The sequence below is a fragment of the Bacillus cereus genome (assembly GCF_002567495.1).
Lineage (GTDB): Bacteria > Bacillota > Bacilli > Bacillales > Bacillaceae_G > Bacillus_A > Bacillus_A cereus_AQ.
Map to the genome: position 1 here is coordinate 20,113 of NZ_NVAP01000071.1, position 11,420 is coordinate 31,532.

An 11,420-nucleotide genomic window follows, 5' to 3' on the forward strand; every position below is an offset into this window, starting at 1 on the left:
CTATTTGTTTTTCTATCTTTTGTATTTCACCCTGCATAAAAAAATATTTCTCAACATTTTATTTGTTGAAAAAGATTGAATATTCGTATTATAACGAATATTATGTTGTTATCGGCAAAAAACGATAATTTGCAGAATCTGGGGAGGAAATACATTGAAAAAGAAAAAGAAACTAAAACCTTTAGCGGTATTAACAACAGCGGCAGTACTAAGTAGTACTTTTGCTTTTGGAGGTCATGCAGCGTATGCAGAGACACCGACATCATCTCTACCAATAGATGAGCACTTAATACCGGAGGAGCGTTTGGCAGAAGCGCTAAAACAACGGGGCGTAATTGATCAATCTGCATCACAAGCTGAGACGTCAAAGGCTGTCGAAAAATATGTTGAGAAAAAGAAAGGGGAAAACCCTGGGAAAGAAATCTTGACAGGAGATAGTCTTACGCAAGAAGCTTCTGATTTTATGAAAAAAGTAAAAGATGCAAAAATGAAGGAAAATGAAAAGGCGCAGCAGCCTGAAGTAGGACCAATAGCTGGACAAGGTGCAGGATTGAACACTGGAAAATTAAATGGAAAAGTACCTACGACACCAGCGAAGCAAGAAGAATACAATGGGGCTGTTCGAAAAGATAAAGTACTAGTTTTACTTGTAGAATTTAGTGATTTTAAGCATAACAATATTGATCAAGAGCCTGGATACATGTACTCTAAGGACTTTAATCGTGAACATTATCAAAAGATGTTATTTGGTGATGAACCATTTACGTTATTTGATGGATCGAAGATTAACACATTTAAACAATACTATGAAGAACAATCTGGTGGTAGCTACACGGTTGATGGAACTGTAACGGAATGGCTTACTGTACCAGGAAAAGCTTCAGATTATGGTGCGGATGCGGGAACCGGTCATGATAACAAAGGTCCTTTAGGGCCACGTGATCTTGTGAAAGAAGCATTAAAAGCAGCGGTAGCAAAAGGGATAAATTTAGCAGACTTTGATCAATATGATCAGTACGATCAAAATGGTGATGGAAATAAAAACGAGCCAGATGGCATTATTGATCATTTAATGGTTGTACATGCTGGCGTTGGTCAAGAAGCTGGCGGCGGTAAATTGAAAGATGATGCGATTTGGTCTCATCGTTCAAAACTAGGTTCAAAACCATATGCAATTGATGGCACAAAATCTTCTGTTTCGAACTGGGGCGGAAAGATGGCTGCATACGATTATACAATCGAGCCTGAAGACGGAGCAGTTGGTGTGTTTGCACATGAGTATGGTCATGATTTAGGCTTACCAGATGAATACGATACAAAGTACTCAGGACAAGGTGAACCTGTTGAGTCATGGTCTATTATGAGCGGCGGCAGCTGGGCTGGAAAAATTGCAGGAACAGAGCCAACGAGTTTCTCACCACAAAATAAAGAGTTTTTCCAAAAGAATATGAAGGGTAACTGGGCGAATATCCTTGAAGTAGATTATGATAAACTTAGCAAAGGAATCGGTGTTGCAACATATTTAGATCAAAGTACTACAAAATCAAAACGACCAGGAATCGTTCGTGTTAACCTGCCGGACAAAGATATAAAAAATATCGAATCGGCATTTGGTAAGAAGTTTTATTACAGTACAAAAGGAAATGACATTCATACAACGCTTGAGACACCAGTATTTGACTTAACGAATGCAACAAATGCAAAGTTTGATTATAAGACATTTTACGAACTTGAAGCGAAGTATGATTTCCTTGACGTAAATGCGATTGCAGAAGATGGAACGAAGACACGTATTGATAGAATTGGTGAGAAAGATGTAAAAGGCGGTATGGATACAACTGATGGTAAGTGGGTTGATAAATCATATGATTTAAGCCAATTTAAAGGGAAAAAAGTAAAACTGCAATTTGAGTACTTAACAGATATTGCAGTAGCTTATAAAGGATTTGCTTTAGATAATGCAGCATTAACTGTAGATGGAAAAGTTGTTTTCTCTGATGATGCAGAAGGTCAGCCAGCAATGACGTTAAAAGGATTTACTGTATCTAACGGATTTGAACAGAAAAAAAATAATTACTATGTAGAGTGGAGAAATTACGCTGGTTCTGACACGGCGTTACAATATGCGCGTGGCCCAGTATTTAACACAGGAATGGTTGTATGGTATGCAGATCAAAGCTTTACAGATAACTGGGTAGGCGTTCATCCAGGTGAAGGGTTCTTAGGGGTAGTAGATTCGCATCCAGAGGCAATTGTAGGGACATTAAACGGACAACCGACTGTGAAGAGTAGTACGCGTTATCAAATTGCCGATGCGGCATTTTCATTTGATCAAACTCCAGCATGGAGAGTAGACTCGCCAACTCGCGGTATCTTTGACTATAAAGGCTTACCAGGAGTTGCAAAATTTGATGATTCTAAGCAGTACATCAACAGCGCGATTCCAGATGCAGGACGTAAGTTGCCGAAACTAGGATTAAAGTTTGAAGTAGTAGGCCAGGCTGAAGACAAGTCTGCAGGTGCAGTTTGGCTTCATCGATAAAATAAGATGAAACGAAGAGGAGCTGTCATAAGTCGTTGAAATTGACTTGCGGCAGCTTTTTTCTTCTTGTAACAAAGAGATTGCTATATAAATACAAATTGAAAAAATATTCCTTTACTATTTGAAGGAAGAAAAAAGATACACATAAGTGAAAAAGCGCTCTGTTTTTTATGTATTTATTGGAAAAAACTCGGATTTTCTTGGACAAATTCCTTCTGTCCGATTATAGAAGCTATGTTGGATGTAAGCAAATTGTAAGGAATGAGTAAGAAAAAAGATATTTTCATTGTATATAATATTTATTATATCTACACATAACACCTACTCCTAATAGTATGCTATAATATGAATTAGCAACAAAAAGGAAAGGAATTAGAACAATGACCTTAGAAAATACTAAAAATTTAAAAAAACAAGTTGCTCCTTTTGAAAAATCAACGATTAAAAAAAGTGTTTGGCAACTGATCAACACAATCGTGCCATTCATTATTTTATGGTACCTTGCTTATAAAAGTTTGTCAGTTTCTTATTGGTTAACATTAGTTCCAGCACTGTTAGCCGCTGGATTTATGACAAGGATTTTCATTATTTTTCATGATTGCACCCATTATTCGTTTTTTAAAAGTCGACGTGCAAATAGAATAGTTGGGACATGTATGGGTGTTTTAACATTATTCCCATTTGATCAGTGGGGGCATGAGCATTCTATTCACCACGCTACAAGTGGTAATTTGGATAAGAGGGGTACAGGAGATATTTGGACGCTTACAGTAGATGAATATGTAGCGGCACCATTTAGACTCCGTTTAGCATATCGTTTATATCGCAATCCATTCGTTATGTTTGGGTTAGGCCCGATTTATGTTTTCCTGCTTAAAAATAGATTTAACCGAAAAGGTGCTAGAAAAAAAGAACGTATGAACACTTATTTAACGAATATTTTAATCGTTGCTATTATAGGAATGCTTTGCTGGGCAATTGGATGGCAATCGTTTCTTTTAGTACATGGTTCTATATTTTTAATAGCAGGTTCAATAGGTATTTGGTTGTTTTACGTACAGCACACATTCGAGGATTCTTATTTTGAAGAAGATAAAGAGTGGGAATATGTGAAAGCGGCAGTGGAGGGAAGTTCTTTTTATAAACTTCCAAAAATTTTGCAATTTCTAACGGGTAATATTGGATTCCATCATGTTCACCATTTAAGTCCAAGAGTACCTAACTATAAACTAGAAGAGGCACACAACAATACGCTTCCTTTAAAAAATGTACCAACGATTACGCTTGCTACAAGCTTGCGTTCACTCCGTTTCCGTCTTTGGGATGAGAAAAGTAACAATTTTGTTAGCTTTAAAGATGTCAAAAATATAATTAAAAATAATGTTTCTGTTCGGGTGAAATCTGAACTATAATTGCATCGTATATAAAACTCCCCTTAATCATTTTCGATTTAAGGGGAGTTTTTGTTTAAAGAGTAGATGCCAGATAAGAAGAAAAATTAAATGATTCAAATTATAATTGAAGCAGATTAGAAAATTGCTTGTACGTAAGTACAAATATAAGTTGATAAATGGAGTTGTCATGAATTTTCCGTTATGATAACTGTTCATAACGGAAAATTAATAGCAAAAGGGGGGAGTACACATGCCCATCAACTTAAAAATGAAAACAAAGTGTACTTTCTGTGTACACTTGTTTTTTCATACGCTCACGAAGTTGTTTTTCTGTTAATCGATACATAATCACCCGAGTGAATAGTTTTTTATCCTTTCCAAAATAAGCTTCTTTTATTTCATAGGACTGTCCTGGTTTTAAGGTATCAATGATGTGCTCTAAATCAACTTTGATGTACTGATATTGTTTTTTTATTGTTCCGTTTCGAAAGTATTCAGGAAATTCATTTTTGACATATATCCTATTGTTTAATTTGAGTCGCGATATATAGTACACACCACGTTGATCCATTTGAACAAATTATCCTTTTCCATACCGATCACACATCTTTTGTAGAGTAATAGTATCAGCATATCCCAGTTTAAGAGGTTACTTACAAAATATTTAGAATTTTTTTGCGATAATCCTCCGAAATGTAATACGGACTTTAAATACTTTCATTTATAATTCTCGATTTGTCTATACTTTTCATATCGCTGTTGTATAAGCTCTTCCGAGGATAATAGTATCAATTTTTTTAGAGATGATTCGATTACAGATTCAATCATTTTTGCCTGTGATTGTATATCATTTTGTGCTCCACCTTTAATTTCAGGAATGATTTCATCAATAATTCCTAAATGTTTTAAATCTTTTGCTGAAATTTTCATATGTTCAGCAGCTTCTGGAGCATACTTAGCGTCCTTCCATAGGATAGATGCTGCTCCTTCTGGCGAAATTACCGAGTACCATGAATACTCTAACATATGGATATGGTTACCGACACTAATGCCAAGAGCTCCACCACTTGATGCCTCTCCAATTACAATACAAACAATTGGCACTTTAAGTGTAGTCATTTCAAATAGATTTCGAGCTATCGCTTCAGAAATTCCACGTTCTTCAGACTCTATCCCTGGATAGGCGCCTATTGTATCAATAAATGTAATAATAGGGCGATTAAATTTATCAGCTTGTTTCATAAGTCTTAGCGCTTTTCTATAACCTTCTGGATGTGCCATTCCAAAATTTCTTTCTATACTTTCCTTTGTATTTCTACCTCTTTGATGACCAATAACCGTAACGGGCATTCCTTTAAATTTTGCAATACCACCTATCATTGCTTTATCATCACCATATAATCGATCACCATGAAGTTCGAGAAAGTTTGTAAACAATAAAGGTATATAGTCCAATGTCGTGGGTCGGTTACGTAGCCTTGCAATTTGAACTCGTTGAAAAGGTGTAATATTAGAATAAATTTTATCTTGCATTTTATTTAAACGTTTTTCTAATTCATGAATTTCTGACGATAAATCTACATTATTTTCTTTCATAATTTTCTTTAATTCATCAAATTTCTCTTTTAATTCAATAATAGGACGTTCAAAATGCAAACTCATTTTATCCTCCAAATGTTATGATTTACCTCACTCTAATCAAAAGGCTTAGAAATAGAATCAATAAATAATTCAAAACCATCCACAACTATTTTTTGTTCTGATTCTGATAAATTATTGAGAATACTTTGATAAAATGTAATGGATTGCTCTCTTAAGCAATTAACAGTTATGTGACCTTTTTCTGTGAGGTGCAGAAAAAGTTCTCTTCTATTTTTTTCATTTACTTCACGATAAATAAGCCCCTTTTTTACTAACTTATCTACCAATCTACTTACAGTTGAAGTCTCTAATCTAAGTTTATTGGATAGTTGCCAAACAGTTAATTTTTCCACCTCTAGTTCTTCTAACGCCATCATTTGAGAAGTTGGTAAAGGTTTTTCAAATGGTCCATTGGGCAAATTTTGAGATTCAAAAACCCCAGTTATTATAATCATTTTCTTAATATCTTTTCTTAGTTTTAAGGCATCTTCTCTTTTCAAAAAGGTCACCCTCCTACAACTATTGTATCATACATCAATTGTATTATACATGAATATGATCTTTTCACAAGCTTAACGTAAGCCAATATTACAACATGGACGAGATATTTCTTCTTGTTAAAATGGTATAAGTGGATTGTTTTCTACAAATAGCAGAACATCAATTATGTATCAGGGGCCTTTATGGGGTACCGCTCATCGAAATCAAGCTAAGAAAATAAAACTACCCCAAAAACGAAATTTTGTGACAACTTGTAACAAAATTTCGTTTTTGGGGGGAATTCTAAATTCTTAAGTTGATGGGCATGGGGATAGTACAACATTATATCTAAAAATAAGAAAAGACTTGAACGGAAATTTCATTCATTTTTCTTGGTGTTCCGCATTCCATACAATTAAATAGGATGCATATTCTAATTCATCTGGATTCTCATGTAACATAGAAATGAATTCTAATTTATTTCCATCACAATCCAGAAAGTATACACTTGCAGCGGGCATCCACCTTTGGACAATTGGCTCTTGATTTCCTTTTCCTTGGCTTCCTATCACTTCTATTCCACGTTCCACTAACCACAATTTAGAAGTTATTAAAAACTCCAAATTCACACCAAAAGCAAAATGTTTCGGCTCAAAGTCTTCAAAATTATGTACTTCCCATAGTCCAAGCATTTGTTTTTTATTTTCTCCTACCCAAAAGAAAGCTACTCTTCTTTTGGATAGTTTTCTTGCTAACGTTAATCCTAGCTTGTTTTGATAGAAATGTATCGCTTTTTCTAAATTTCTTACATGTAAATGAGTTTCGTATATGTTCTGTATCATTATGATCATTCCTTTCTTTCTTGGTAACTACCAGTTGAGTAATGAATGTAATTCTAATAATGTACAGCTATATTTGATATACCTATTTACTATTATATCGAAATTGAAATACGATAAATCCAACTGAGGTAGCAAGTTCAAATGAAAATTTTACTACTTTTGTAGGAGAGGAGAAAAATCCATTAAATTCAGATGAACTCATATTTAAATAATGAAAGAAGACCACACATGAAGTGAAACGCCACGTGTGGTCTTTTTTGTATCGTACAATATTACGAAGTTTCGCTAATTTTAGTTTCACTTTGAGTGTTAGTTGCAATTCTTTTCTTAACTTTAAAGTGATAGTAGGTATAGCAAAAGATGATAAATGGTACAGTACAATAAATGCCTAGTCTTTGATCTGGGATAAAGATAAGACTTACTAATATAATGCCATACAATCCAAAACCAAGAATTGGTACAAGGGGATAGAGTGGAGTTCTGAATTTCAAGTCTTCTAATTTTCCACCTTCAGCTAAATAGCGTTTGCGGAAAAAGAATTGAGAAACACAAATTGACATCCAAACAATAATGGTAATGACTCCGGAAATTGAAATGAGCCATAAGTAAACAGTTTCAGCAGCTACAACGCTTGTCAAAAGAGAAAAAGCAGAAATAGCTATCGTCATGATTAAGGCATTTAACGGTATTCCGCGGGATGACAATTTCTTTAAAAAGGCTGGAGCCATTTCGTTTTTTGATAAAGACCAAAGCATTCGAGTAGCAGCGTATAGTCCCGAGTTTGCGACAGAAAGAACAGCAGTAAGAATAACAAAGTTCATAATATCAGCTGCATATGGAATACCGATATTATCAAAAACAGCAACGAATGGACTCTTTGTTAATCCAGCTTCTTCCCAAGGAATTAAAGCAACAAGAACAAAGATTGCTAAGACGAAGAAAAACATTGTGCGCCATATAATATTTCTAATAGAACGAGGTAAAGTTTTTGCTGGATCTTCACTTTCACCTGCTGCGATTCCAACAAGTTCTGTACCTTGGAAGGAATAGTTGACTGTAACCATTGTTAAAAGAATAGCGGCAAGTCCATTTGGGAATAAACCACCATGATTTACGAAATTTGATAATAGCGGAGCGGGTTCGTCACCTTTTAAATCAATAAAACCGAACATAGCGGCGCCGCCAAGAATAATGAAAGCGATAATGGCAGATACTTTTATACTTGAAAACCAAAATTCTGTTTCTGCATAACTACGAGCAGATAATGCGTTAATAGTGAAGATTGTAACGCCAAATATTAAACACCAAACCCAAACAGGAATATCAGGAAACCAGCGCTGCATTGTAATGCCGGCAGTTGTAAATTCAAGACCGGTCGTATTCGCCCAGCTTAACCAATACAACCATCCGATTGTAAAGCCAGTTGCAGGATTGATGAACTTAGTGGCATATTCCTGGAAAGAACCTGAAACAGGCATGGCTACAGCAAGTTCACCAAGACATAGCATAACGAAATACATTAATAATCCACCGGCCATAAAGGCAAGTACGGATCCACCAGGCCCAGCTTGTCTTATAATAAAGCCGGATCCGTTAAATAATCCTGTTCCAATTACACCACCGAGTGCAATCATGAATAAATGTCTACTTTTCATCGTTCGCTTTAATTCATTATTTGTATTGCTTACTTGCGTCATTGTTTTCCTCACTTTCGTAGTTGATAGAATGAATGTTGATGTTTTCCGTATTGTGGAATGTATTCCGCGATGTAGAATCTTGTTATAATTTTCAGATAATTTAAAAGAAAAGTCAATATTTTTTTGTTTGCGCTTTCAATTTGTCGTTAGTGATATATTTTTATTGTTAGAAAATTAAATAAATAGATTGATTTCATTTCGAATGTTTGCTAAATTGATAGTTAATTAAGCATACTAACATATTACGAGTAAAGTTGAGGCGAGTTATGGTACAGTCCATTGATCGAGCGATAAGTATTATTAAATTATTGAATTCTACAAATGAAAAAGAGTATTGGGCTATTTCTGATATAGCTGATGGAACACATCTCCCGGTTAGTACAGTACATAGATTACTTAACTCTCTAATGGAGCATGGGTTAGTTACACAAATTTCAGAGACAAAACAGTACAAAATTGGACCAATGTGGATGGAAATAGGGTTACGTCAATTGGAGAAGGTAGACTACAGATCTGTTGCAAGAGAAGTGATGAAACGTTTAGCTGCTGAAGTGGAAGAAAGTGTCTATTTAAATATTCCAAACGGAACACATTCTATTATTATTGAAAGAATTGATAGTCCTTTAAAAATTCGAGTTATCGATAATCTAGGGGAACAAATTCCACTTTCAATTGGTGCCGCAAATAAAACGATGCTTGCCAATATGAAAACGAATGAAATGGAACATATTGTAGAACATTTACTTTCTTCATTACCAGAACAAAAGCAAATTCTTCTTAATCAAATAAAGCAAATAAAAAATGAAGGATATGCTGTCAGTTATGGTGAAAAAACAGAAGGGACAGCTTCAGTAGCTGCACCTATTATCGGATTTAATCATAAAGTAGTAGGAGCATTAAGTGTTGGGTTAATTAGTCATCGTATTAATGATGATCGACTATCTTTTCTTATTAGTAAGGTAAAACAAGCAGCTCATGAAATATCAATAAAAATCGGCAGTACATCAGAACTATAATTTTGATAGCTGTCGTCATTTTTTATTCATATACTGGAATTCGTTTTCATAATGCGGAAAAAATAGGGGGATTTATATGTCAAAGTGGCAATCAAAAGAACAATTGATTCAGTTATTAAGCAGTCTTGTTGAAATTCCTAGTATTACAGGTTCAGAAGCTGAAGTTATTTTACCTGACTTTGTTGTAGAACAATTATCTGACTTACAGTATTTCAAACAAAATCCGCATCATTTACAAAAAAATCCGACAGGGGACGGACGATATTTTGTTACAGCACTAGTAAAGAAAAGCGATAGTACAAAAAATACTGTAATTCTAGTAAGTCACTTTGATGTTGTAGATGTACAAGATTACGGAGTGTGGAAAGAAGATGCATTTAATCCTAAAAAGTTAACATCTATGTTTTATTCTCATAAAGATGAACTTCCAGACCATGTACGTGAAGATATAGAACATGGAGAATGGCTGTTTGGTAGGGGAACAATGGATATGAAATGCGGCCTTGCATTACAAATGGCAATGATTGAACAAGCATGTGAAGGAAGATTCGATGGGAATGTTCTTTTATTGGCTGTACCAGATGAAGAAGTGAATTCTGTAGGGATGAGGGCCGCTGTTCCGAGACTGTTAGATTTAGCAAGAGAGCATAACTTAGATTATAAAACGGTCTTAAACTCAGAGCCTATGTTTTCAAGACATCCTGGTGACCAAAATAAGTATATTTACACTGGCTCTATTGGTAAAGTGTTACCTGGTTTTCTTTGCTACGGAAAAGAGACACATGTAGGTGAACCTTTTGCAGGCTTAAATGGGAGTTATATGGCCTCATTAATAACAGCAGAATTAGAGTTAAACACAGACCTTTGTGATATTGTAGAAGGGGAAGCGAGTCCTCCGCCAACTAACTTACTTCAAAGGGACTTAAAAGAGGATTATTCTGTACAAATTCCGCATCGTGCAGTTACATTATTTAATTTGTTTTTATTAGAAAAGTCAATGACAGATGTAGTTTCATTGTTACGTCAAAAAGTAACGAAAGTGGCAGAGAAAATAGAAGAGTCGTATGAAAAACATGCATATCGTTTTTCTAAATATAATCCGTTCATACCACCTAATCTCAAAGTAAATGTATTAACGTATGAAGAGCTTATCGCTTATGCAATTGAACAATATGGACAAGAGAAAATAGATGAAATTCAATCTAGTATTATAAAAAATAGAGAAGATAAAGATGATCGTGCTGTAACGATTGATTTAGTAGATAAATTAGCCATTTTATGTAAAGAAAAAGCGCCGATGATTGTACTTTTCTTCGCTCCACCGTACTATCCAGCTGTAAGTTCACGCAACAATCCGTTAATTAAAGAAGTAGTTGCAGAAATGGAAAAGTATGCACACTACAATCATAACATTACATTTGAAAACCAAAATTATTTTGGAGGAATTTCAGATTTAAGCTATGTAGGCTTGCAGTATCCACTGGATTCAATGAGTTCGCTTGTAGACAATATGCCATTATGGGATAGAGGTTACTCGATTCCACTTCAAGAACTAGAAGAGTTTGACGTTCCAGTATTAAATATGGGGCCGGTAGGAAAAGATGCACATCAATGGACAGAACGTTTAGATGTAAATTACGCATTTGAAACGCTATTAGATATGTTACCGAAATGCATTGAAAAATTATTAGTTTCTAATAAAATTACACAATCATAGTAGGGAATAGGGAAGGGATAAAACTAGAACCTTTAAAGAAGATTTGAATGAAATTATTTTAATATAATTTAAAAATCAAAACAGCCAAACT

At 34.7% G+C, this 11,420-nt stretch carries 8 protein-coding genes and 1 pseudogene; 4 read left to right on the plus strand and 5 right to left on the minus strand.

The genetic code is table 11. The annotated features are described in order from the left end of the window. Positions 1–154 precede the first annotated feature (154 nt). Positions 155–2,542: an immune inhibitor A domain-containing protein gene (locus COK05_RS28430; RefSeq protein WP_098615197.1), complete on the plus strand. Its 2,388-nt coding sequence runs from the start codon at positions 155–157 to the stop codon at positions 2,540–2,542. A 380-nt stretch (positions 2,543–2,922) separates the two neighbouring features. Then, positions 2,923–3,954: a fatty acid desaturase gene (locus COK05_RS28435; protein ID WP_000171497.1), complete on the plus strand. Its 1,032-nt coding sequence runs from the start codon at positions 2,923–2,925 to the stop codon at positions 3,952–3,954. A 265-nt stretch (positions 3,955–4,219) separates the two neighbouring features. On the opposite strand, the pseudogene COK05_RS28440 reads toward COK05_RS28435, so the two are convergent. The 5 genes and pseudogenes from COK05_RS28440 to COK05_RS28460 form a co-directional block, all read right to left on the minus strand. Then, a pseudogene (locus COK05_RS28440) lies at positions 4,220–4,510 on the minus strand (IS4 family transposase); the annotation flags it as partial. A 143-nt stretch (positions 4,511–4,653) separates the two neighbouring features. After that, a complete protein-coding gene (locus tag COK05_RS28445) occupies positions 4,654–5,598 on the minus strand; it encodes an acetyl-CoA carboxylase carboxyltransferase subunit alpha (protein ID WP_098615198.1) in 945 nt (314 codons plus the stop codon). A gap of 32 nt (positions 5,599–5,630) precedes the next feature. Beyond that, the gene (locus COK05_RS28450; protein WP_000817653.1) at positions 5,631–6,077 is read right to left on the minus strand and encodes a MarR family winged helix-turn-helix transcriptional regulator; all 447 of its coding nucleotides are present in this window, start codon (positions 6,075–6,077) and stop codon (positions 5,631–5,633) included. A gap of 363 nt (positions 6,078–6,440) precedes the next feature. Next, a complete protein-coding gene (locus tag COK05_RS28455) occupies positions 6,441–6,899 on the minus strand; it encodes a VOC family protein (RefSeq protein WP_098615199.1) in 459 nt (152 codons plus the stop codon). Between the two features lie 272 nt (positions 6,900–7,171). Next, entirely contained in the window at positions 7,172–8,596 is a 1,425-nt protein-coding gene (locus COK05_RS28460) for an amino acid permease (protein ID WP_098615200.1), read from the minus strand. A gap of 266 nt (positions 8,597–8,862) precedes the next feature. Here COK05_RS28460 and COK05_RS28470 point away from each other — a divergent pair, with 266 nt between their 5' ends. Both COK05_RS28470 and COK05_RS28475 read left to right on the plus strand, forming a co-directional pair. After that, positions 8,863–9,612: an IclR family transcriptional regulator gene (locus COK05_RS28470; RefSeq protein WP_000250750.1), complete on the plus strand. Its 750-nt coding sequence runs from the start codon at positions 8,863–8,865 to the stop codon at positions 9,610–9,612. Between the two features lie 76 nt (positions 9,613–9,688). Continuing rightward, positions 9,689–11,329 (plus strand): M20/M25/M40 family metallo-hydrolase, encoded by a 1,641-nt coding sequence (locus COK05_RS28475; protein ID WP_098615201.1) that lies wholly within the window; start codon positions 9,689–9,691, stop codon positions 11,327–11,329. Positions 11,330–11,420 lie beyond the last annotated feature (91 nt).